This window comes from Rhodoferax sp. TH121, assembly GCF_002251855.1.
Lineage (GTDB): Bacteria > Pseudomonadota > Gammaproteobacteria > Burkholderiales > Burkholderiaceae_C > Allorhodoferax.
Window position 1 is genome coordinate 1 of sequence record NZ_NOXW01000022.1, and the last position, 23,146, is coordinate 23,146.

General features: G+C 54.2%; 19 protein-coding genes and 1 pseudogene. 11 read left to right on the plus strand and 9 right to left on the minus strand.

Translation table 11 applies throughout. The features are described 5' to 3' along the window. Window positions 1-499: 499 nt before the first annotated feature. Together CHU94_RS14415 and CHU94_RS19085 are read left to right on the plus strand one after the other, a co-directional pair. Window positions 500-3,259, plus strand: a complete 2,760-nt coding sequence (locus tag CHU94_RS14415) for an RHS repeat domain-containing protein (RefSeq protein WP_094481140.1) — start codon at window positions 500-502, stop codon at window positions 3,257-3,259. Further along, window positions 3,256-3,693, plus strand: a complete 438-nt coding sequence (locus CHU94_RS19085) for a hypothetical protein (protein WP_141211463.1) — start codon at window positions 3,256-3,258, stop codon at window positions 3,691-3,693. Before CHU94_RS14415 ends, CHU94_RS19085 begins: the two co-directional genes overlap by 4 nt. 66 nt (window positions 3,694-3,759) lie before the next feature. Here the strand turns inward: CHU94_RS19085 and CHU94_RS14420 are convergent. From CHU94_RS14420 to CHU94_RS14440, 5 genes and pseudogenes are all read right to left on the minus strand, one after another. Beyond that, window positions 3,760-4,115: pseudogene (locus CHU94_RS14420) on the minus strand (transposase); the annotation flags it as partial. A gap of 253 nt (window positions 4,116-4,368) precedes the next feature. Next, window positions 4,369-5,226, minus strand: a complete 858-nt coding sequence (locus tag CHU94_RS14425; RefSeq protein ID WP_141211464.1) for a hypothetical protein — start codon at window positions 5,224-5,226, stop codon at window positions 4,369-4,371. 473 nt (window positions 5,227-5,699) lie between these two features. Continuing rightward, on the minus strand, window positions 5,700-7,628 hold the full coding sequence (locus tag CHU94_RS14430; protein ID WP_217901321.1) for a hypothetical protein: 1,929 nt from the start codon (window positions 7,626-7,628) through the stop codon (window positions 5,700-5,702). Between the two features lie 95 nt (window positions 7,629-7,723). Then, window positions 7,724-8,704 (minus strand): hypothetical protein, encoded by a 981-nt coding sequence (locus CHU94_RS14435; protein ID WP_141211465.1) that lies wholly within the window; start codon window positions 8,702-8,704, stop codon window positions 7,724-7,726. Between the two features lie 306 nt (window positions 8,705-9,010). Beyond that, entirely contained in the window at window positions 9,011-9,286 is a 276-nt protein-coding gene (locus tag CHU94_RS14440) for a DNA-binding protein (protein WP_255033978.1), read from the minus strand. Between the two features lie 94 nt (window positions 9,287-9,380). On the opposite strand from CHU94_RS14440, the gene CHU94_RS14445 reads away from it, so the two are divergent. The 6 genes from CHU94_RS14445 to CHU94_RS14470 all read left to right on the plus strand — a co-directional run bounded on the left by CHU94_RS14445 (window position 9,381) and on the right by CHU94_RS14470 (window position 14,408). Next, window positions 9,381-9,845 carry a helix-turn-helix domain-containing protein gene (locus CHU94_RS14445; RefSeq protein WP_094481150.1) on the plus strand — a complete coding sequence of 155 codons (465 nt, stop codon included), beginning with the start codon at window positions 9,381-9,383 and terminating at the stop codon, window positions 9,843-9,845. Window positions 9,846-9,848: 3 nt separating this feature from the next. Next, window positions 9,849-11,348, plus strand: coding sequence for a TniQ family protein (locus tag CHU94_RS14450; RefSeq protein WP_094481152.1), 1,500 nt, complete (start codon window positions 9,849-9,851; stop codon window positions 11,346-11,348). A 73-nt stretch (window positions 11,349-11,421) separates the two neighbouring features. After that, window positions 11,422-12,945, plus strand: coding sequence for a TnsD family Tn7-like transposition protein (locus CHU94_RS14455; RefSeq protein WP_176452044.1), 1,524 nt, complete (start codon window positions 11,422-11,424; stop codon window positions 12,943-12,945). A gap of 167 nt (window positions 12,946-13,112) precedes the next feature. Next, window positions 13,113-13,520 (plus strand): HAD domain-containing protein, encoded by a 408-nt coding sequence (locus tag CHU94_RS14460; RefSeq protein ID WP_094481156.1) that lies wholly within the window; start codon window positions 13,113-13,115, stop codon window positions 13,518-13,520. A gap of 290 nt (window positions 13,521-13,810) precedes the next feature. Next, the gene (locus CHU94_RS19545; protein WP_255033979.1) at window positions 13,811-13,936 is read left to right on the plus strand and encodes a hypothetical protein; all 126 of its coding nucleotides are present in this window, start codon (window positions 13,811-13,813) and stop codon (window positions 13,934-13,936) included. Between the two features lie 175 nt (window positions 13,937-14,111). After that, window positions 14,112-14,408, plus strand: a complete 297-nt coding sequence (locus tag CHU94_RS14470; RefSeq protein WP_217901322.1) for a helix-turn-helix domain-containing protein — start codon at window positions 14,112-14,114, stop codon at window positions 14,406-14,408. 214 nt (window positions 14,409-14,622) lie between these two features. Here CHU94_RS14470 and CHU94_RS14475 read toward each other — a convergent pair whose 3' ends face one another. From CHU94_RS14475 to CHU94_RS14490, 4 genes are all read right to left on the minus strand, one after another. Then, entirely contained in the window at window positions 14,623-15,378 is a 756-nt protein-coding gene (locus CHU94_RS14475) for a hypothetical protein (RefSeq protein ID WP_094481160.1), read from the minus strand. Between the two features lie 49 nt (window positions 15,379-15,427). Then, entirely contained in the window at window positions 15,428-16,153 is a 726-nt protein-coding gene (locus CHU94_RS14480; RefSeq protein ID WP_094481162.1) for a hypothetical protein, read from the minus strand. Between the two features lie 85 nt (window positions 16,154-16,238). Further along, window positions 16,239-17,012, minus strand: coding sequence for an HNH endonuclease (locus CHU94_RS14485; RefSeq protein WP_094481164.1), 774 nt, complete (start codon window positions 17,010-17,012; stop codon window positions 16,239-16,241). 417 nt (window positions 17,013-17,429) lie between these two features. Further along, window positions 17,430-18,935, minus strand: a complete 1,506-nt coding sequence (locus CHU94_RS14490) for a hypothetical protein (protein WP_141211466.1) — start codon at window positions 18,933-18,935, stop codon at window positions 17,430-17,432. 331 nt (window positions 18,936-19,266) lie between these two features. Here CHU94_RS14490 and CHU94_RS19695 point away from each other — a divergent pair, with 331 nt between their 5' ends. From CHU94_RS19695 to CHU94_RS14500, 3 genes are all read left to right on the plus strand, one after another. Continuing rightward, entirely contained in the window at window positions 19,267-19,554 is a 288-nt protein-coding gene (locus tag CHU94_RS19695) for an HNH endonuclease (RefSeq protein WP_369597404.1), read from the plus strand. Between the two features lie 465 nt (window positions 19,555-20,019). Continuing rightward, window positions 20,020-20,538, plus strand: a complete 519-nt coding sequence (locus CHU94_RS14495; protein ID WP_094481168.1) for a hypothetical protein — start codon at window positions 20,020-20,022, stop codon at window positions 20,536-20,538. Window positions 20,539-21,229: 691 nt separating this feature from the next. Then, entirely contained in the window at window positions 21,230-22,711 is a 1,482-nt protein-coding gene (locus CHU94_RS14500; RefSeq protein WP_094481170.1) for a SulP family inorganic anion transporter, read from the plus strand. Window positions 22,712-23,146: the final 435 nt, after the last annotated feature.

Below are 23,146 nucleotides of genomic sequence, written 5' to 3' on the forward strand. Positions count from 1 at the left end.
ACTCCGGGGTCTATGTCGTGGGCAAGGGAGGAACTGGAGGATATGGGGGTGTTACAAATCAAGGGTACGCATCGGCAGGCGGTGGCGGAGCTGGGGGACCAGCTGTGCGAGTACAACGTGCAGTCTCTGTGATCAATAACGGGACTATCGGTGGCGGTGGCGGGGGAGGCGGTGGTTCTGCACACCCTGGTGGGAACTACGACGGTGGCGGTGGCGGTGGTGGAGGCGCCGGTTTAGGCGATGGCGGCTCAGGACGATACCCTGGGAATAGCGGACAAATAGGGACACCTGGCGCCGGTCTTAGCAGAGGCTGGTATAGCGGCTCGGGCGGTCGGCTTGGAGCTTCTGGCACATCAGGCTCTACGCTTGATTTTCCACCGGCTGACGGATTCAACGGGTTTTATCTAGCTGGTGGCGTCGGAGGATCGGGAGGAGCCGCGGTAGTAGGTAACTCATTTGTGACGTGGACGACAACTGGAACCCGCCTGGGAGCATTGCAATGAACAAGAAGAGCAACATCAAGCGCAACACACTGGCCCTGCTGGGCACGCTGAGTTTGACCGTGGGTCTAGCGGGGGCCCAAACGCAAAGCCAAACGACAGTCTTTGTGAAGAACGCCCAAGGCCAAATGGCCAGCGTAACCGACGCCATGGGCAACAAGGTGGACTACCGCTACGACGCAGCGGGCAACCTGATTCAGACCAATGCAGCAGGCTCCATCACAACCCTGCAGTACGACCAGCGTGGCAACAAGATCGCCATGCAAGACCCCGTCATGGGATCGTGGACCTACGGCTACAACGCCTTTGGAGAGTTGGTCACCCAACGCGACAGCCTGAACCAGAACACCACACTGGCCTACGACGTCCTGGGGCGCATGACCAAGCGCACAGAGCCGGACCTGGTGAGTGACTGGAGCTATGACAAGAAATTCGATGGCACCGCCTGCGGCAAGGGGATCGGCAAACTCTGCGAAGCCAAGACCGACAACAACTACAAGCGAGTCCACACCTACGACAGCCTGGGGCGTCCCAGCAGCACGGCCACCGTACTGGACAACGTAGCAAGCCCAGAGATCGTCTCGGAAACCTTTGATGCCAACACCGGGCGAGTCGCCACCAAGACCTGGCCCACCGGCTACCAAGTCAGCTACAGCTACAGCGCCTTGGGATACCTGACGGCCGTCACCGGCGGAGGCAGCAACGGATTCAGCCAGACCACCAATTACCAAATCCAGGGCATGACCCCCAATGGGCAGATCACCCAGTACCGCAGTGGCAACAACGTCACCGTTGTTAAAACCTACGATCCTTTGGTAGAGCGTCAGACCGGCCAGATCGCTACCACTGACGGCCAGACTGCCGGCAACGTCATGAACCAAGCCTACCGCTTCAATGCGCTGGGCAACCTGCTCGCTCGCCTGGACAACACCCCAGGCGTAGGCACCCAAGAGAGCTTCAGCTATGACAGCCTGAACCGACTCACTACTGCCTCCATCCTGGGTGGTGCGGTAAGCCCGCCCACCACCACGGAAGTCATGTACGACCAACGTGGCAACATTGCTTACAAAAGTGATGTAGGCCGTTACTGGTACGACGCAGCCCGCCCCAACCGCATGACCCAGGTCACCCTGGAGACTGCGGCTGGTGCCACGGTGGCCCTGACAGGCACCCGAGCCTTGAGCTACGCCTTTGATGATGACAGCGTCAACGCCCAAAGCCTCAACGGCACCACGGTGGGCAACGGCAACCTGCAGTACACCGTCAGTCAAGACACTGCCAACAGCCGTCACACCGTGCGCACGGAAATCTACACCAGCTACAACATGCCTGGGCGAATCACCTACGGCAACTTCGTGACCAACACCAGCAACACGTCGGACCGGGTGCTGGACTTTGTGTACGGGCCTGAGCATCAGCGCATCCGGCAAACCGTTGCCCTGTCCGGCAACGGCACCAGCAGCTACTTCTCCGGCAACACGTGGTACTTGAACGGAGAAGACAACCTGGGGCTCACCTATGAGAAAGAGGTACGAGCCAACGGCACCACCGAGCACAAGCACTACCTGAGTGCCCAAGGCGTGACGTTTGCGCTGTTTACCAGCCGCACCGGAACGTTGAACGGACTACCTGCAACGACCACAAGCTACTTCCACCAGGACCAGATGAGCAGTATCTCGACCATCACGGACGAGACAGGGGCGGTGACGGAACGTCTGGCCTACGACCCCTGGGGCAAGCGCAGGTTCATCAGCACGACACCTGGGCTAATGGACACGTTGGACGCCATCGTGGGGCAGAAGACGGATCGTGGCTACACGATGCATGAGCATCTGGATGAGGTGGGCGTGATCCACATGAATGGACGGGTCTATGACCCGCTCATGGCGAGATTCATGTCTGCGGATCCGATCATCCAATCGCCTGATGACCTCAGGTCATTCAACAGGTACTCCTACGTATGGAACAACCCTATGCGGATGTTTGATCCTACAGGGTTCTTCAGTTGGAGTGTTGGCGGGCCCAATTCACCCAGCAGTAGCGATGGTGGTGGTTATGGGTACACAAGCAATGGAGTGTCAACCACTTATGGCTGCTCCGCCTGTGGCACCTCTACCTCAACGCCCCCAGCTGGTTGGAGTAGTGGTGGGGGATCTGGCGGACACACAGCCTATTTCTCACAGGTCGACGAAAATGGAAATCCACTAGGGACCAATCCGCTGGCCCAAGAAGCTCCAAAGATGGTAGCGATGAGCGCTCTGACATTGGGATCTGGTGTCGCGGGAATTTATGGGATAGGGCAGTTAGGACTTGGTTTGTGGGGCTTAACCGAAGCAGCCGAAACAGGCCTACCTCCAGTGATTTTGCCGCCAGGCATTAAGCCATTTCGCACTCCTCCTCGAGTTGCAGATAGAGTGGAAATGTCATCAGGGCAAGTGCTAGATCGAGCAATTGCGTCAGGTCCTGAGCGCGTCGCAGGTTTTGAGATAGACGGCGCAAAACAGATGGTTGAGGCTACGTTGCAACGCGATGTATTGCGCATAGCTACGGAGGCAGGCCCTGGCATGGGGAGCATTAAAGCTCTAATACGGGGGTTAGAGAAGGATGCCTTATCAGCTGGGGCCAATGCTCTACGTGTTGTTGGGCACGAGATCCAAAACAACACTTGGTTTAGAAACTCTAGTCTGGCAGAAAAGCTGGGGTATCAGTTCAACAAGCTATCTGAAACAACGTTTGAAATAGTTAAGGAACTCAAATGATTGATCGTGATCATCTAGTTCGAATATTTCGTCGAACCATTATTTCAACTGAGTTTACGCGGCCATATTTAGACTGGGACGAAAATACAAGAGCAAAATTTCAGGAATTAATCCAGTTAAACGATCTAGCAAAATCGGCTGTCATTCTTTATTTTAAGAAGATTGATCAATGGCTTTTGCTGACCACTAAAGATTTGTACTTCAAATCTCCGGATAAACCCATTGATCATGTTTTGGTAGATGAAGTAGTGTCAGCACGAATTGACCTCCGCATAAATAAGGAGAATGGATTCTCCCAAGGAAAGGGCTTCAGCATCATCACTTTATCGATGATTGATGGGCATCCTTGGAATATAAATATTGAGCACGGATCTGCGACAGAAGGCGTACTTAGAGTTTTGACCGAAATGATTCGAAATCGTCCAGTTGCATGAGCAATCAAGGTGTTGCAGCCGACCGAAAACTGACCATCTGGGGGTGCAGCGTAAAACTTGGACTGGTTAAGTGACGATCCCAAGGCTTGCCCGGTACTCGATAGGGCTAAGTGACCCTAAGGATGCTTGATCCTCTTCTCGTTGTACCAGCGGATATAGGCGTCCACTGTCTGGATGAATTGGTCAACAGAAACATCCTGCCAGTTCCGAGGATAGAACATCTCTGTCTTCAATCGACCAAAGAAGCCCTCACAGGCCGCATTGTCTGGCGAACAACCTTTGCGTGACATCGAACGGATTAACTTGGCGTTGTGTAATCTTTGCAACCACCCTGGCCAACGATAGTGGGCTCCACGGTCGGAATGAATTACAGGTTTCATTTCACTGGTGGCTACCGTCTCAATCGCGGCGTCCAGCATCGTACGGGAACAAATGTCCATGCGCGAGATTTCCAATCCTAACCAATACCACGTAAAGCAGTAAATGACCAGCGATGGAATAACTTTGCTCGACAGTCAAGTGCAAGACCTTGTGAGTGCAATGGCGGCGTTTGCACCACCGGCGGCGGGGTAGACCACAGCCTATGCAAAAACACTTATTCAGAAACCAGTTTATTTAACCCCGGACTCCAAACCAAAGTGCTACTGAAAATGGGGGACGTCGCCTGGGTACCAACTACAAGTCACGAAGGCTTGCCGCATTGGTCCTCAGTGTTTCGGCATCGGGACGAGCGCGGCGCGGCAACTTCACTACGGTGCTTGATTCACCCGTGTGATGGGTCCGGTTGACAGGTTTATTGGTTTTTCTCTCTTGTCCCGACGTAGCGGCTCGCTGAATTTCTTCGGTGAGTCGCAGATCTCTTCTTTGCCTCATTTCCTCTGTGAGCTTGGGGTGGAGTCTGTCGGGCTGCCCAATGGGGCACCAAAGGTCATTTCGCTTATTGTCTACTTGGCGCCCCAGAATGAGCTGTTGGGTAACAATTTCAATATCGATACGATGCGCAAAAAACAAATGCGATCGATAGGCCGATTGAATGTGCTCCATGTTGACTGTGAAGCGGCCGTCGTTTGTTTGGCTACGTGCTATGCGATACCCCTCAACTAGTAACCCTACCGCCGCGCGTTTGATGCCTGCACAGTAGCGGTGAAACTGGGGGGCATCAGTTTTCGGATTAATTCGGAAAATTTCCGGCGACACAGCAATCAAGGCCGCCAGCGTATCGCTCCAGTCGTCACTTTCCGGGGTATCCGGCGACAGGATCATCAGATCTGCCAGTAGCCGGTCACGATCTTCTTGTGGACGTCGCAATAGGCGATGCAGCAGGCTGTGGTTGGCAACATACACGGTTGGCAGTCCGCAGTACCCCATTGAAAGTAACGTCTGTGTGATTCTCGTGTTGGCCGATGCGCTTGCTGTCAGAAACTGAAACTCGTCCGCAAGCAACAACGCCACTCCATCGCGATACGCACGCTTGCGTGCCGTCTTGAGCTGATCCCCTAGCGAACCCTCGGAGCCGCCCAGTGGAGCAAGCATATCTTTCAGTGAAGAACGGACCTGTACGTCAACCCTCCACAAGGATCGCATGGGGAACTTGGATGACTCGGGTGGACATGCGACGTATCCATCCGACGGAAGAACACGCTCCAAGGCACTCGCGAGGCAGGATTTTCCGACACCTGCCAGTCCGGTGATGCAAGCCGGTGATGCGAACTGGGGGAGTGGGGAGTCTTGCCGGTAGACATTGCCTGTAAAACTCTGGATGTCCGGATAGAGTTGCAGGCAATGCCCGTAGGCCCGACTGACCAATTGATGCAGGATATCCACGATCTGTGTCGTGGGATGGAAGACCAGCTGCATTGCGTCGGTCAGAGCCCGGCAAGCTGAGTCAGTAGGTAGTTCGTGGAGGGCTGACAAAGGTACTGCTGATCGCAATGCTCGTCGTTTGATTTCCTCTTTGTCCAGGACAGGCAGAAACCGATCAATCCATGGAGATGTTGTTGTGCCGGTCATGCGCGTTTTTTCCCAGAAAGATATTGACTTGCTTCTTCATATTCGCGCTGGGCGATGGCATTCTTCTTGGGCTTGCCTGTGCGCAGCTTCGCGGCATCCCAGGGTTTTCCGACATCGGCCTCAAAGGCCTGCATGGTGCCAGTCGTTACCGCATGCTGGTGAGGTCTAAACGCTGAATCAACGTCTCTTCGTACATCGTCCCACTGCTCCAATTCCTTGTGCGACAGATAAAGCAGTCCCTCGTCGTCACGCAGTCGGAGCTTGGCGTCAAGCATGAATAGCTGTCCTTCGTGCTCAACCCAGATATGGCGCACGGCCATCTCCAGCATGTAGCCTTGGATTGTTACGGTCGTTGAGGCGCGCTTAAGCTTGTCGAACAGACCGGTCTCGCGAAACTCTTTGGATTCGAAGCGCTGCCCCAGAAGCCAAACCCCTTTTTCGTTGACGGTCAGCTCAATGGGAGTCAAGAAAGCTCGTACCGCATCCGCAATAGGCATTGGAAGCGAGTCATTGCGAAAACGGCCGTCGTAGTAGTTCCACAGACTGATCGGATCGGGCGGGACGTAGGCCAGGTCTCCAATCGGTTGGAAACGCGCAGACATATCCGCCGTGCGGTTGTAGTTCAGGAGGCGGTAGATCTCTTGCTTGGCCAGCTCCACAGGATTGAGATCACTTTGGCGGTACGTAGGTGCACCTTCAATTTTGATGTCGCGCGGATGAGAGGACTCGACCGTTGCTTTGGACTGGGCCGTCCAGGAAGGAGCTGTTTCTCCAATGGGGAGTTTGTTAAGTAGATCTTTCTGCAGTTTCTTGGATGCGCCTGGGCCGCGGTCCAAAGTCATAAAGCCGGGCACACCTTCATTGGGCCAATGCTTTTTCTCAATGGATATGCCGAAGAGCGAACAGAAGAAATCCTTGGGTACGGCCATGCAGAACAGCATCGCTCGGTAAGCTGAATTGCGCTCAGCGCCAAACGAGAAACCAATACCGAGTTTGAGTCCGCTGAGCACATCCCGCGCAATGACGACCGACAACGCCGGTAGTGTGCTCCCTTCAATGAAGCCTTTGGGCCGTTCATCGGTGTTGTAGGCATCGGCTTCCACTCGCTCGACTAGATTTGCAACCGCCTCTGAAAAAGCGCCCTTGCTGGCGACTTTGCGATTGCGATGACGGATCTGGCCATACAGACTCAACTGAATGGCGTCCAGACCGAATTTTTGCAAGACACGGTAGCGAAACTGCCAATAGCTGGGGAACGGCTTGCCCTCGGGCTGAATAAAGTCCTCGGTTCCAAAGGCCGTTGTCATCGGCCGGCACTTGAACTCGTTCTTCATGGTTCGCCGATAGATGTCTTGCATGGTGCGCTTTGGCGCGCTGTGCTTCAACCACCCTTGGATGCAGGCATCCACTACGTCATGGCGACACCCAAAACCATAGTGCTTGCCGAATTTCCTGTTCTCGCGCCCTTGCTTGGAGTCAGGGAAGGCGAACCGGTCGTGATGTCCGGCGTTGAGAAACGGCGGCAGAAGTACCCAGGAATCTCGTCCGAAACATAGGTAGGTGTAGAACCAGAGGCGGTACCGTGTCTCGTTTTGAGTAGGCTTGCAATTGCGTGCGAGGGTGTTGAGCAGGCGGTCCGGTTTAACGGCATCCAGGATGGTTTCCCATTGCTCGAGTGCAGGCGCGAGCAGCAAAAGACGATCTTCGACGCGTGATGTATGTGACTTCTTCGCACGGGGCCGCAAAACATCGATCTGAGTCAGGTCGACGCCCTCCAGCGGCGATAGCCAAGGAGGAAGCGAAGCCTGCGAAGGACACGCTACAAGCTGGCCACCGTCTATGGCGTCTTCGAAGGCTCCTTGGGGCAGGATTAGCAGCTCAGCCTTTGCTTGGTGCTTTCGATCGCCAGCAAAGCGTAACAGCATGATTCTGTTCTTGCGGCTGCGTAAGAAGTGGTAGGTCTCACCTGCACGGAGGGTACCCCATCCCTGAGGGGCCATCAGTTGGTTGCCGCAGTGCATCACTTGCGTCCAAACCAGGGGCCATAGACTTCGAGAACATCGGCGGTCTCTGGCCGCAACGGGCGGTCAATCAGTACTGGTTTGAAAAGGTCGCAGCGAATCTCGCGCTTCCAAATCGCCTGCCACAGGTAGGTTCGGCATTGATGCACAGTGAAACGGTCACGTGCCACGCATAAGGAAATCACCTCCAAAGGCGAAATGCCGTTCGCAAGCACGGTCGCGAAACGCTCCTTTAGCTCAGCGCATTGAGCGGGACTGAGATCCAGTGGTGTCTTGTGGTGCAAAAAGAGCTGGGTCAGGTTGGCAACCACATGCGAGTCCAACTGTTCGAGTGCCAGATGTTCAGTTCGAATACCCGCGTCAACGTAGTACACCCGTTCCATTTCGTTGCGCGGCAACTCTGACACTTCGTCTTGTGCGAGACGTCGCTTGCTGTTCAGGGCGCCAGGACGCTTGAAGGCCTGGATTTGATCTTTGATGTTCCAGTTGATGCAGTAGGGCACTTCCCCAGGGGGTAGCATGTAGAGCAACAAGTCCCCCACATAGGGAAAGACGAATACACGTGGATTCTGTGGATCAGCTGGCGAAGTCTCCGTTACCAACGGAAGCAGATGGCTGTATCCAAGTCGCTCCGCCACATCAATCATCCCTTTGATCGGCGGTAAGTCAAAACTCTCCACTTCAGGCCAACCGGTCAGTGGATGCAGACGTGGCTCCGCAGAGAGCATCTTTTGTTCGTGGATCTCTTTGACATAGGGGTGGTAGAGCGCCAGCAAGGCAAACGCGCGTTCAGCTGGGGACAGCAAATGCATGTTGCGTCCACCAAGCTTCTGCGGCGTGAGAATGGATGCCCTAGATAGGTTGGGGGCCTCCTTGGGAGTGGCTTCAATGGACGCTTGGTAGGCCGCCCTCCATTGCTTCTCTTGCTGACGCTTGTAGATGAGCATGAGGCGGGCAAATGTTGGGCGATTTAATGCCATAGCCGCCTCCTGGCAGTGGCAAACGGGACACCAAGGGGCGTGATTTCAGGCGCTGGAAGTTGGCGGAATGCCGCTAATCGGACATGGCCACTCCAAATGAGGCGTAACAAACACATGAGTATCTCCTTGCAGACCGACAGGTCTCCTATAAGAGACTCAGGCCAATCGGTTGCGGGTTTCAGTAGACAAAAGCATTGACAGCCCTACCGAATTTGGAGATACTTCAGGTACCAAGTGAAAGTATTTCTTACTCCGGTAAGAGCGAAAAGCCGAGTTCTTCAGCAATGGGGGATTCGGTTTTTTCGTTTATGTGTGTTGCTGCCCTTCTTGCGCAGGCGCCCCGGGCCGAGCGGCCTGGAGGCGTTGCGTCAATTCTTGGATATCCATCTTTTTTCCCTCTTTAAGTCCCAACGCCATGGCGATTTGGTGGCTTTGTCCGCGAAGGCATTTACGCCGACCTTCGAGAACCTGGTAGACCAAGCCTGTCGAAAAGCCCTGCACACGCGCCCACTCAGCTACTGAAATACCCGTGTCCGCGAAAAGCGCGCGGGCCGAGTCGGTTTCGTGCAATTGGGCATTCACGATGGATTGTATTGAATGTTTATAGGAATAGACATGGTAACCAGATTCTTATAGGATGCAAATTGTGTTTACTGATCGACAGGAATCTCTACAAATGTCTTCTAAGCCAGAGGTTTGGGGCGTCCCGCCTGGATTTGGCCAGCGGTTGAAGGAAGAGCGCACGCGTCTGGGGAAGAGCCAGGTTGAGTTTGCGCAGGCGGGGGGCGTTGGCCGCCTGTCTCAAATTCAGTACGAAGGGGAGACAACGTCTCCGACGACGCGCTACCTGTCAGGGATTGCGAAAGTAGGTGCCGATTTGACGTATCTGCTGCTTGGTGCCCGATCGAACATCGCCAAACTAACGTTGGCGCAAGAGGAGCGTATCGAGAGGTTGGCCTTTGATTTGGTCGAAAACTACGCCAAAACCCAACCAGGCGGGCAATTGGGTGCGGAGAGTCGGCACATTCTGTATCGCGTCTTCAGAAGCAGTCTGATGCAAGTGGAGGCCGGTGCTTTGCCGGCAGATTTCGATCCTGCATCCCTCATACCTAGTTACCAGGTAACCAGCATCCAGGAGTAAACAATGAAACAAGATCAAAACCATCAACCGAAGCTTTTGATCTTGCGCAAGGCGCTGGATACGGCCAAGGTGGCGGGGCACACGATAGAAGAGTTTGCACGCAACGTTGCGGCGGATCTCGCCGAAAGTGGGAAGCATGTGGGCCACCCGAAACCTCGCCCGAGTCAGCCAGTACTGCCCGGAGAAGACATAGAACTGGTGATTCCCAGGATTCAGCCCAACGAATTGCTTCACGGTTGGCGAGGTCGCGTGGCGACGAACAACTGCCTGAAGGCTGCCAAAAAGGTGGATTCCGTACTGTTGAACTGGGCCCGCAAGGAGTCATTGGTCACGGATGAGAACGCGGGCTTTGTGCAGTGCGCCGCATATGCGCTGGGCGTCACCCAGCAAGAGCTGATCCGGGACCACACACTCACGCCCTACTTCTCAGCCCTGTGCAACATGAAGCCGAACAAGCCAGGTGAACCAGGTAAACGTCAGCAGACAAGCTTGCAACAAGCACACTTGCGCATAGACGTGAAAATGGCCATGTTTTGTCCTGAATGCGCAAGGGAAGATATTGGCTCGCGAGGGCTCCCGTTCTCGTACTGGCGGCGAGGCCACCATTTGGCCGGCGTGGTCAGCTGCAGCACACATGCCGTTCCTTTGTTGGTGGCTGGTGACGATTCATGCTTTGATCGTTGTCCAGACCATTACTTATCTGAATTCAATACGGAGAGTGCCCGGCCTCTCGATGAATCCGCTCAAGCCATATTGCTTCGCTACGCCAGAATCTCCGAAGAAATTCTCGAAAGCGCGCCGAACATTGATAGCGCAGCCGCTTCATGCCTCATCAGAGAACGGGCGAAAGCGATCGGGCTTCGCAGCATCAAGGGTGGAAACCGTAAGACACTGAGTACCCACTTGATGGATCTGCTGCCCTTGGAGTGGTTGGAGCAGACGTTTCCGCGTATCCATTGGAAGCGCGACAAGTACATCTCCACCATTGACGGCATTTGCATGCCACTAGTCACCAGGTACACCACGGCCATGCTGTGCCTGTTGGCAGCCGTCTTGTATGACGACGCAGATCGTGCGCTCGTTGAACTCATGGGCAGTTCTCGCAAGAGTCGCGAACCATTCTTGGGATTTGATTTCTGGGCGAGTCGCGAGATTTTTGATTCCTATTGTCTTTACAAGGGTGTCGTGAATCAAATGGCTGAAGCAATCGGATTACCGGCCAGCACCGTATCCGTGGGGCTACTGAACCAAGGGTTGCCAGGTCTTGGTGGAAGAGCTGCGCCGATGCGATCTGCTTTGCGGGCGTTTTATGTTGGTGAATCGATAGAAACATCGTGCGAGCTGGCTGGCGTGCCCAAAGAGGCATTCATAGAGTTGTTGCGGAGCACCGGTTCCCGCTTGGCGAAAGCGTTGGATCGAATGTCGGATGCAGATGAAAGGATTCCCGGAAAGCAGGACGTGGCGGAGTCGCCATCATTCGATCCAATCGCTCAACCGAAGTAAGGTTCAAGCAAATCCAGCTTAGGTTCATGCCCTACCGTATGAACACGCTGCCTGTGTCCACTGGACAATGCGCATGACCAAGAGCGCCGCGCCCAGCACTGAATACCCAGGCCTTTTTAGTCCTCACCAAGAGCCACTCCCTGGCGCATTGGATGGTGAGCTGCTCTACAGTTGGTGTGCGCGATTTCATCGCCTCAGTGGAAACTCGAAGGCAAGTACAACCAGCCAAATGCTCTTTGGACACGCGACTACGGGATTACGTCACGACTTCCCAGGTCAACTTGGCTATTTCGGGGCGGCAACTGGAGGACATCTCGGCACTTTGCAGGAGATCGTGCAGGCACGGACACAGTTTGCGCTGCACGCACTTTTTTTGGATGAATCCACGCGGCGAGCGACGGAAAGCGTTTTCCAAGGGAATGACCGAAGTCAGCTCAGCCGAACTCTGGGCCTCAGTCGCAGCGGGCAGGTGTCGCTAACGCCATTGAAGGCGTGCCCGGCATGTATAGGCGAAGATCGCGGAACTGTTCTGACGGGTTGGTGGCGCATGGATCACCAATGGCCGAGCATGTATGCCTGTCTGAAACATCGTTGTCTGCTCAACGTCATGGCGAATCAAGGGCGCGCGCACTGGCTCCAAGAGTGGTATCTGCCAGTTGAGTTGCGGGAAGACCAGTGGGCAGAACACACAGAGATGGGGCAGTCGCAAGTGGAGCGCTTGATCCATATTGCGCGGTGGACGGAAGCGCTTCTCCATCAGCGAGACATCTACTTCGACGCAACACTGTTGCGCCACGTCTATTTGTACCAGGCGAAGGCGCGTGGTTGGATGACATGGGATGGGGCGCTACGTTTCGCGACTCTGCGTGCCGCCTTTGCAGACTCACACCGGGGTTTGGAAGCACTGCCGGGGTGGGAATTTATCAAAGAAGTAGGTTCGGTCAATGGGGGATTTCTGGGACTGTTGCTGAGAAAGCATCCAGGGCGGCGGCATCCACTCAAGCATGTGCTGCTGATGGCGTTTCTCTATGAAGAACCATTGGATTTCTATGCCCAGTATGAAAACTCCAAGTTGATACTGGAGACTGAGGGTCCAGCTGCACTGGATCGGCGGCTGACGGACATGCAATCACGTCTGATTGAAATGGTGGAGAGTGAAGGCAAGTCGGCAAATGCATCGTGTCTTGAACTTGGTATCCCAACCACCCAAGGACTTCGACTGCTGACCAGAAAGAATGTTGCTGTTCATCGACGCCCGCGAATACTGACAGATGCACTGAAGGCAGAGCTGGAGGCGCTACTGCGCGCTGGTACAGAACGCGATGAAATCGCACGTCGGTTGAAACTGAGAAAAGCCTATGTGAAAGACTATTTGGCTACACAGCCAGAGCTTCGGAATGCGTGGGAGCAAGCAGCCAAAGTCCAGCTGGCGGCGCGCTATCGAGCCCATTTTCTGAGAGTCTTGGAAGACAACCCAGATGTGCCGATTAAGCGGATACGGCGAATTGGTGGCAATGGTTTTGAATGGCTGTACAGGAATGATCGAGAGTGGCTGGCGGAGAACTTGCCGGGAATTTGGCGCAGGCCAGAAACTTGAGTGTTCTACTATCTCACCCATTGCTATGCGGGCTGCACCAAACGCCTTACAAGTGAATGAGTAGTATTTCATCGTCATGAAATATCGTAACTACTACCTGAACCATCGCAACCCACAAAGCCACGAACGAGGCTATATACGAGCGTGGTTTTCTCACATATCTGCAAATGGGCCCGGCTCACCATCTGTTTGCCCATGCCAGTCTTCTGGCGCATCTGCTGGTTCCTTACCCAGAAGTACGCATTGTGCTGAGCACATCCTGGGTGCTGAAGTACGGATACGAAGACACGGCCGAGCGGTTACCGCATGCGCTACGGGAGCGTGTCATCGGCGCGACCTATCACAGCGCCATGCACAAGGACGACTTCCGCACACTACCCCGCTGGCAGCAGATAGTTCAGGACTATGGTCGCCGCAAACCGTCAGCTTGGATTGCACTGGATGATGACCATGAAGGTTGGCCCGACCCGCTGAGGGACAACTATGTCATGACTGATCCCGTGGAAGGTCTGAGCAAACCGTCCGTCTTGCAAGATTTGCAGATGAAGCTGCGTCAGCACTTTGAGCCGGTATAGCCATTCAGTTTGTAGCCATCACCTTATAGGAGGCAGTCATGGTTGAGCATTTCAAGACAGACGCTAGTAAGAAACCAGTCTCGGATGTCCTGGTGCCAGATGACTATCCTCGTGATCCCTATCCTGCCGCGTTAGGTGGAGCCCAGCCAAAGTTCGCGGCCAGACTCATTGATGGACGTTACGTCGTTGGCCTGACCGATGAATAGCGTCAGGAGTGGTATCTCCATTGCGCTAGCTGGGTCGAGACACTGGTTATCTATGTACCCAACAAGCGGCTCCGAAGACCTGACATGTCTATGGAGGATGTCCTGCAGTACGTCCATGCAGGAATTCGCAGCGAGCGTGGCGACCTCGGCGAGGTCGAGTTGGACTGGAACATGGCCAAGCTGCGTGCCCGAGTCCTGCCCAATGGCTGAGATGGGCATGCTTTTTTAAGTAAGTCCGGGACGACGTACACGAGCGAGTTAGCGCATTCATAGCCACCCGATTCAACAGAGTTTGATCCAGTGGATTTGATTTTCCACAATGGCTTCAAAAGAAGCCATAAAGGTCTGTTTGCCTGATTAATGGCTTTATTTTGAACCCTTGTATATGACAGCCAACACCATTGAAGAATTCGAAATGGATATAGGAGAGCAGATCAAGTCGCTGCGGTTGAAGCAGAACATTGATCGAGCTACATTGGCATTACGTGCGGGCTGCAGCGTCAGCGCCTTGAAGAATCTAGAAAATGGGTCTGGCTCCACCCTGCACACGCTCATTGCGGTCGTTCGGGCCTTGGGCCGGGGAGACTGGCTGCGAAACGTCGCCCCCATGGCCACAATCAGCCCTTTGAACATGCTTAAGACTGGACAGACCCGCCAGCGTGCCCGTCCTTCTATCAAGTAAGCCCACCCCATAACTTACCCAACTAAAGCCAGATCGCCATGTGCTACCAACTGGTTCTCGCTGGGTCATGGCTAGCAAAGGCGCATAACTTAGTATTTGATTGAGTCTTAGCGACAGGTCTGGGCCATTTACCGTCTTTGGCCAATCACCGGTTGCAGAAATCCCAAGCAGCTCGGCTGAAAGTCGATATGTCCACGACGTGGCTCACATCCAGTCAAGAGGAATCTTTCTTGTATGGATCCTGATCAAGGGTATCGAGCTCCTTCACTTCCACTACCATTCCGAGGGTCTTGTACCAAGTTGCCAAAGGTTGTAGCAACCGGTCAGCCGGAGTGGCGCTCAATCCTTGTTGCATGTTGTCCAGTCCGCGGACGACCAAGTAAACACCTGCAGTCAGAAGTGCGATCAGAAGATTTGGGTCTGTAGGCGCCGCTGAGTGCGTTCCCGTAGAGACTTCGATGTACTTATACGTGGCAATCGAAATGCCAGCGGCGACTTCTGTCAAACCGTAGGTTGCTCTGTATCGAACACGAAATAGAAACAGCACTAGTCCAATTAGAAATACTGCCATACCGACAAGGAGTGGACCTGAATAGGGCCGGTCCCACTGCTGGATTAGCCATCTCAAAAAATCGTAGGCTGAGGCTACTAAGGAGTAGTAGAGTGCGCCACCGATCGCCGCTCCTGCAATCAGATGGACCAACATCAAAATCCGAAGCCAGACCTTAATCTGCTTAGATTTCCGCCAAGTGGAAAACCATAAGTTACCTACGGCGAGCATTAGCGGGATTCCAAAAATCCAGCCATATCGCAAGTACTCAGCCGCAGTTCGAGTTGTCGCGGCGTGATAAATCGCCCATAGGGTCATCACCCCAACAATGATGAACAGTGGAATCGGGGTTCCGACTCCAAGATAATAGAAGTACCCATGTTTGATGGGGGCGTTTTTGGGATAGTCTGGATTGTTCAATTCTTCCCCCTGAATAGAGGCGACTTCGAGGTGCGATGGAAATCCATATCTAGGGACTTGTTGCTCTTGGCCCTTGAATGCTCTGAAAGTATGTTTCTAGGAAATCACTAATGTCTGTATCGAGTTCAGTAAATGCCTCTCGATTGCCCTGGCGACTCAATTGCGCTCGACATTTCCAATAGGTCCATACGCCGCAATGCCACGCAACCAGCAAAACCGAACGCCGAAGTTCCCGCACTGCAATGGCGTGTATGAAGTCATCCGCTTCGATGCTTAGAAACTTTCGCCCTTGTATGGATTCTTCACTTCCGTCATTGAGTTCACGTTCCATATAGTCGCGGACAAATTTTGAAGGCTTGTCCAAGCCCTCCTTGCCTTTGAGCTGAAAAGCCAACAGTGGATTTTCTTTTGCAAGATCCTCAAGAGCCTTGAGAAACGGTGGGCCAATAATCAGTGCCGTCTGTTCGATTTCCGTGACTGCAGTATTCCGTATCAGATTTGAGAGGGCTGCCTCAAGTGCCTTATGGTTCTCCTCTGAAAGGACTAAACCTCGTTTCTTCAAAACTTCGTTGCATTTTCGTAGGTAGTTTTTTGGAAAATCTGTTACGCCCTCGTTCCATCGCGCAATGTGATGATGCATTTCCAGAACGTGATACAACACCACTCGGGTAGCACGACGATGCTCATAGCGAATCTTCGCAAAATACGTCCAAGCAGCAAACAGGGCACTGAGCGCAGTTCCCAGTACCCCCAAAATTTTGGCATCTATGTCCACGTTTTTCCTTCTATCTCATTTGGGCATTGCAGCGATTAAACGGATTCAAATAACAACCTTTGGCTTGTAGATTGCCCCAATCGCACTAGTTGGAGGGGCGTTTTCTTGCATAGGCATGAAGCTGTTTATTGAGTGCATCCTTGTTTGGTGAGTAGTGTGCATCACGGTGGCAATTAGGGCAAAGCGCCACACAGTTAGTCACCCTGTCACTTTTTGCAATTCCAAGAATGTGGTGCACATCTAGGAAACTCTTGTATCGGAGTTGTTCGGAGCATCCCTTTCGCTCGCACTTTTCCCCGGACTTCTTCAGCACATCTTCACGCACCTTCCTGTCCCGCGGGAAATAGTGCCCGGGACCAGTCGGCTTGCTATGACCTTCATCACGTCCCAGTTCCGGGGCGCCGACATCTGCGAGGTCATCTTGAACGTCTGGCTCCGAGTGAAGGGCTACAACGGATAGATCTTGTGCCCACCACATCCCGCCTTCATGCACCAAGGTCTTTGGCGTAAGCCTAGGTTCAAACCGCCCTATGGATGACGGGTCCCGCCCCGCTCCCGTTTTCCCCACTGATGCCTGCCAGATTGGGAACGTGAACAGTGCATAGCCCTCTTCAGCAACACGCGACAAATGTTCGATAGCTTGGGGGTAGCCTGGTTGACGACGGGCCTTGGTTGAACCTTTGGGAATGCGCGTTGCCCAGTGCTCATCTAGTATCAAGTGTCGCCCGGCAATATGATGGCTATCCTCCTGCCAGGCGCCAAAGATCACAAAACGTTGCGTCTTGTTCACGAATGACCAACTCCAGGTCCAGTTCTTGCAGGTGGCACCGTAGCTTTCTATGAAGGTCGTTCTACGCATTCTTGCTCCTACTCCGGTTGTCCAGTACGCTAAGAAAGCTCCAGATCATTGCCCGCATCGGTGCATGGTAAAAATAGCTGTGTGCACCTACGCTCGTTCCGTAAAGTCCTAGTCAATTTGAACGTTGGTCCGAAGCACTTTGATCCATCCAAATCAACTATGAACTATGAACTATGAACTATGTAAGGGTAGTCTGCGCTTGCGTCTTGTCCATCCCCCGTTCGAGTGAATTTGACTGCAAATCTCTTGAAAGCAGACTAACAATCTGATCGGAGGAGGCTGACGGCCAAGCTGCCCAGGAAGGCAACCAAGTCGCAGCCCCTGCGCTGTTCAACTTCAGCACGCTGAAGCACCCAGACATAGACCTGCCCTTCGAGTGCTCGCAGGTTTAGTAAGTGAATGAAGCCAAGCGCCCCTCTAGGAGAAAAATCCTCCAGGTTGCCCGGAGTACACCTGCTCATTGACGATGCTCTGAAGAAATTGCTCCGGCAGCACACGTTCCCATACATTCAATGATGCTTTGACCAGTGCGAGGTATTGGTCATCTGTACCACCTTCAATCCGCCGCCATGCACTTGGCATGTACCTAACCATGATCGAGAGTGCGTAGAGGGTTGCCGCTGCAATAGTTCGGTACTCCGTCATACCTCCGATGGTCGGGAGCAACAGCGTTGTTCTGTGAGCGAACGGAGATGAATGGGTTGGCAATGCGCTCCACCAGATGTCATGTCCCGCGTGATCCACACGAGCACTGAAAACTTGCCCCTCGTCGCCTTTTCCTTTGATCCGCAACTCCGCCAATGGCCACCCCGCCGACTCGACTCGCTGCAACGACACCAAACTCGATCGGTCATACAAGCAAGCATAGGCACTGCTCGCCTTACGCTTGGTCTGCAAGACTACTGTATGGGGGTTCGCCTCATTGTCGTAGCCAGGAGTTAGCCAACCCTGCGCACTTCCAAAAACTTCTGAAAACAGGTCATCTATTTCGGGCATCGATGAGAAAAGCTGTTCCAGCGTACACCAGCTATCGGCAGGTAGTCTCCCGAAATCCTCGGTACTCTTTGCCTTGCGTCTTGGAAAACCAGCGGTGTCATGCCCAAGCATGTCGAGCCATCGCGTCATGAAACCTTCAGCTAGTACCCCAACCCTCAAATCATTGAATCCACTCTCGGCATACGTGTACAAACCATGACCTTGCCTGGTCATGCCCTCGATGACATCCAGACTGTTGGGGCCAGTTGGTTTGGCCAACATCTCCGCGAATGCGAATGCCATGGTGCCGTAATACAGACCCAAGATGCGCTTGTTGAGCTTCTCTGTCGCAGAAGATGTTACATAGTCCAGGGCATTTCTCATTGAGTAGGCAATGCCCTCTGCCTTGGTTCTTACATCTTGCGCTGATAGTTCGACTGCGGCATCGTTCGCCCTACGCTGCACGAGCTTTACGGCAAGGTTGATGCTGGTGAACTGCCCCAACCGCATAAAAATCCCTTCGAGCGGGTTTTCTTCAGTAATTCTGCGGACTCGAAGCTTCTGCGGTGGCTTTGACGAAGAACGATCGGGCTCGGACTGTTTGTTCAGTTCGACTAGATAGGGAAAAAATTCAGCTATCGACTCCACGGGTATCCTCACGCCCTGGGCAAACGACTCCAGCATATAGGCTTGTCCGCGGAAGAAAATTCTCTCCACCCGCTTCTCTAGCAGCTTGTAGTGCTGGTTTTCAGTTCCCGTGCTGTACAAAACCGCCAGCCGAATCAAATGCTCGCCCTTCTTTGCCTCGAACTCTAAGCTCGAATGAGCATCGTGTTCTGCGACGATGTTTACGCTCCAACCGTGCGTCCGCATCGGCGAGAACATGTCCCGCTCCACTTCCTCTCGCAAGATATCGAGGCGCGGATTGGGTTCACGGGATGAGATCATCAGGCACTCACTTTGAGGGTTTTATGGTATCCGGCTAAAGGTTCTGAACCAGTGCAGCCTTCATTGGCACTGCTCACTGTACCCCTTGCGCTTGGTGGCCACGCCCGGCACAATTCACTCGCTCGAGGACCATAAGCGCACTTCGACCGCCTGATCCCTACGGACAGGCATAGCGGCATACAGGCATTTAGCCACCGCTCCCGCCATATCCAATTCGGACAACGGGGACAGCTTGAACTTGTTCAAGGAGTCTCTGATGACATCACTCATCAACAATCGAAAACGCGCTTACGAAAGTCAAGGCGGTATCTGCTATTACTGTGGATTGCCCATGTGGCTTGAGGAAGACGCCGAAGTCCTGACCGATTACCTGGGCTTAGAAGCTCCCCAGGTGAAGTTGCTTAGGTGTACCGCCGAACATCTGCACGCAAGAACTGACGGAGGTACAAATGCGGGCGAGAACATTGCTGCCGCATGCTACTTTTGTAACTCCCGACGTCACAGGCAGAGGCACGACCAGGCACCAGAACCAGACGACTACCGCGCCCGTGTCAAAGCCCGCATGGCATCGGGGCATTGGCACCCCGCTCTGTCTGCGCTAGGACGATGGGGTAGCTGATAGGTACGGATTCCCGCTTTGGGTCGAGAGTGATTGTTCAGCTTGCGCCAGCGCCATAAATAGCGTTGGTGGATTTGATGCGAATCACTGGTGGTTTTAGGGTGCGAACGGCTGGTGGAATTCACGCGAATACTCAACTATCCTGGTAAGGGGCACTCGGCGAAGGACGTAGTCCTCATTGCTGCTACTGCTCTTATGCATGTATGTGCTGGCGTTGAAAAGTGGCTAGGTACCACTTCTTCGATTAACCGAGCAATACACGCGCGCCTCACAGAGTTCGAAGCGTTCGGACCAAGGTCGGAGTGGTGACCAGTTCTCAATCCAATCCCACGAGCAAGATTCACCCAATCGCAACTTTGGCCTGGCCATGGATCACTTCTAGTGCCCATGGTTAGTTCCAATAGATAAGTCCGGGCGTCCCAGGTTATCCTGGCGTTATCGGCTCGAAGCCAGTGTAATAACGGCATGGAAACCATCGACTTTGCGGAAAAGACTGTTGATGCCTCGCTCAAAGAGGCACGAGCCTCATATGACGCTATGCATGAGCGGGCATACAAGTTCGCCACCTTGACCATGGGCGCATCGGGCGCAGTCTCCATCTACGCCCTCGGCAAGATCGGCGCTGACGGATACCTCTGGCAAATCATCCCAATGGCTCTCATGGCCGCTTGGTGGTTCGTGGCGGCGTCCGTGCTTCTCCTTAAAGGGGCGGCTACCAATGAGATGTCGGCTGGCACCACGAGCGCGAAGATCCGCGAGAGGGTCACGAAGCACTCAGAGAAGGAAGGTGGCGAGGCCGATCTGGAGCAAGGTTTGAATCTCACCAGATGGGACCAACTGGCAGCGGCAGACATCCAGATCCAAGCGTTCAGCTATGCGAACATTGAGCGGGCCAAAGCGCTCGACGCGGCCTACCGTTGGATGGTCGCTTCGCCTCTAGCAGGACTGGCTGGATTGGTTTTGGCGCACCTCATCCAGCACTAGGTCTTACTTGGTTTCGTAAGGGCGTTGATCGTCTCTGCGCATTGGAACTTGGTCCAACGGCTGAGGATTGGCCGGGATCGGTGCGGGAGCGGGGTTCGTGGCCATGCAACTCTCCGATTCAATACTTTGGCTTCAAGGGAACGTCGATTCGCACTGGGACCTGTTCAATGGGCTGTGGATTGGCGGGAATAGGTGCGGGAGTTGATGCCATGGTAATGTCCTCGTTGCCGATGCTTAATCATAGGGTAGTTCAAACACTCCCTTACCATCGTAACCGCTGGGTGAGCCAACCTTGTATGTCCGCTATCTGGCCATGAATCAGAGCTACCAGAAGGCTGCTTTGGGTCGACTGCTGAGACAGGTCAGGGCCAGTTGCGGATATTGTTGAATGCCCGCAATCGAGCGTCAAAATAGTAGTCGTAGCATTACCCACCTTTCAACACCCATATTTGCTTTGGAAACCGATCGCTAGAATCGGCACATGGTTAGGTGCTCAAATCCACGTTGCTATAGCCAGGTTCACTACCGTGGTGCTGGCTTGCCACGAGGTTATTTTTGTTCTGTCACGCCACCTTGAAGCAACACTGGCCAAAGGCCCACTGTTAGCTTTCGCCCGTCTCTCGTTTCTTGAGAGATGGAGCATCTTCCTTTTTTTGTGTAACGGCTCCTTACCTGAGCGGTTGGATCTTCCATGTCATTCCAAATCATTAAACAAAGTTGGCTTTTCAACGTCCGCGGCGACGTGCTCGCCGGCCTGGTCGTCGCGCTCGCGCTGATTCCTGAAGCCATCGCGTTTTCCATCATCGCGGGGGTGGACCCCAAGGTCGGCCTGTATGCCTCGTTTTCCATTGCCACCATCATCGCGTTCGCGGGTGGTCGGCCCGGCATGATCTCGGCGGCCACCGGCGCAATGGCACTGGTCATTGCGTCGCTGGTCAAAGACCATGGCCTGCAGTACCTGCTGGCCGCCACGGTGCTGACCGGTGTGCTGCAAATTGTTGCCGGCTGGGTCAAGCTGGGGGCCTTGATGCGTTTTGTCTCACGCTCGGTGGTCACCGGTTTTGTAAATGCCCTGGCCATTTTGATTTTCATGGCGCAGTTGCCTGAACTCACCAACGTGGGTTGGCAGGTCTATGCCATGACCGCTGCTGGCCTGGCCATCATCTACGGTCTGCCATACCTCACCAAGGCGGTGCCCTCACCGCTGGTGACCATCGTGGTGCTGACAGGAGTGTCCATCTACCTGGGTCTGGATATCCGCACCGTGGGCCATATGGGTGAATTGCCGGACAGCCTGCCAGTCTTTCTGATGCCAGATGTGCCGCTGAACTGGACCACGCTGGGCATCATCCTGCCTTACTCGGCCACGCTGATGGTGGTGGGTCTGCTGGAGTCGCTAATGACCGCCACCATCGTCGACGACATGACTGACACCAAGAGCAACAAGAACCGTGAATGTGTGGGCCAGGGCGTCGCCAATATCGCCACCGGATTCATCGGCGGCATGGCCGGTTGCGCCATGATTGGCCAATCGGTCATCAACGTAAAGTCCGGCGGGCGTGGGCGCCTGTCCACCTTGGTGGCAGGTGTGGTGCTGTTGATTTTGGTGGTATTTCTGGGCGATTGGGTCAAACAGATCCCCATGGCTGCGCTGGTTGCCGTGATGATCATGGTGTCTATCGGCACCTTCAGCTGGGGCTCGTTCAAGAACCTGCGCGAACACCCCAAAAGCTCCAGCGTGGTGATGTTGGCCACGGTGGCCGTCACGGTCTACACCCACGACCTGGCGCGCGGTGTGCTCACTGGTGTGTTGCTGTCAGGCTTCTTTTTCGCGCACAAGATCGGGCAGATTCTGCTGATCCAAGCCAAGACCGAAGACGACGGTACGACTCGCATTTACGAGATCTACGGTCAGGTGTTCTTCGCGTCTGCCGACCGCTTTATCGACGCCTTTGATTTCGAAACCCCACAGGCTAAGGTCCGCATTGACCTTACGCATGCCCACTTCTGGGACATCACAGCTGTCAGCGCGCTAGATAAGGTTGTCCTGAAATTCCGCAGAAAGGGTACCGATGTCGAAGTTCTGGGCCTGAACGAGGCTAGTGCAACCCTGGTGGACAAGTTTGGTGTTCACGACAAGAACGTTGCTGATGACATCCTGATGGGGCATTGAGTGCCTCAGAGGCTCGCCAGAAATAAACGAGCCTATTCGACTGCTATGGGCAGGCCCTCAGGCAGCTGCAAGGACCGCTTGCTGAGACGGGTCTGGGTTGCCAGCTGCTGAGGGCAAGCAGCTGCAAATCCACGGTTCAGGATCTCAAGCAATCTTAGGATGCTGTTCACATCCGCCAACACTGCAGACCATTCGGCATCGCTCAGGAGCATGACGTGCATGGACCGCGTCATCATGGCCCCTTCCAGCGCACACAAGCGCAAAATGTCTTGTCAGCCCTGCGCAGTGTCCGCTGTGTGCATCCTCGGTCGCCATGTACGGGAAGGGACGCTCTTGCGCGGTCCGGTCGGCCTCATCTTGAATCCAATACAGCACCAAGCCGTCCAGGGCAATGTCCTGCATGGCGGCTGCCTCGGTGCCTAACCGGGTGGCACC

Bases quoted from the DNA above. Each gene is read 5' to 3' on its own strand.
- CHU94_RS14490 (WP_141211466.1), bottom strand. From the start codon at position 18,935: ATGATCTCATCCCGTGAACCCAATCCGCGCCTCGATATCTTGCGAGAG.
- CHU94_RS14435 (WP_141211465.1), bottom strand. From the start codon at position 8,704: ATGGCATTAAATCGCCCAACATTTGCCCGCCTCATGCTCATCTACAAG.
- CHU94_RS14495 (WP_094481168.1), top strand. From the start codon at position 20,020: ATGGAAACCATCGACTTTGCGGAAAAGACTGTTGATGCCTCGCTCAAA.
- CHU94_RS14430 (WP_217901321.1), bottom strand. From the start codon at position 7,628: ATGCTGTTACGCTTTGCTGGCGATCGAAAGCACCAAGCAAAGGCTGAG.
- CHU94_RS14425 (WP_141211464.1), bottom strand. From the start codon at position 5,226: ATGCTTGCTCCACTGGGCGGCTCCGAGGGTTCGCTAGGGGATCAGCTC.
- CHU94_RS19695 (WP_369597404.1), top strand. From the start codon at position 19,267: ATGTGGCTTGAGGAAGACGCCGAAGTCCTGACCGATTACCTGGGCTTA.
- CHU94_RS14415 (WP_094481140.1), top strand. From the start codon at position 500: ATGAACAAGAAGAGCAACATCAAGCGCAACACACTGGCCCTGCTGGGC.
- CHU94_RS14455 (WP_176452044.1), top strand. From the start codon at position 11,422: ATGACCAAGAGCGCCGCGCCCAGCACTGAATACCCAGGCCTTTTTAGT.
- CHU94_RS14470 (WP_217901322.1), top strand. From the start codon at position 14,112: ATGACAGCCAACACCATTGAAGAATTCGAAATGGATATAGGAGAGCAG.
- CHU94_RS14460 (WP_094481156.1), top strand. From the start codon at position 13,113: ATGGGCCCGGCTCACCATCTGTTTGCCCATGCCAGTCTTCTGGCGCAT.
- CHU94_RS14485 (WP_094481164.1), bottom strand. From the start codon at position 17,012: ATGCGTAGAACGACCTTCATAGAAAGCTACGGTGCCACCTGCAAGAAC.
- CHU94_RS14445 (WP_094481150.1), top strand. From the start codon at position 9,381: ATGTCTTCTAAGCCAGAGGTTTGGGGCGTCCCGCCTGGATTTGGCCAG.
- CHU94_RS14500 (WP_094481170.1), top strand. From the start codon at position 21,230: ATGTCATTCCAAATCATTAAACAAAGTTGGCTTTTCAACGTCCGCGGC.
- CHU94_RS14450 (WP_094481152.1), top strand. From the start codon at position 9,849: ATGAAACAAGATCAAAACCATCAACCGAAGCTTTTGATCTTGCGCAAG.
- CHU94_RS19545 (WP_255033979.1), top strand. From the start codon at position 13,811: ATGTCTATGGAGGATGTCCTGCAGTACGTCCATGCAGGAATTCGCAGC.
- CHU94_RS19085 (WP_141211463.1), top strand. From the start codon at position 3,256: ATGATTGATCGTGATCATCTAGTTCGAATATTTCGTCGAACCATTATT.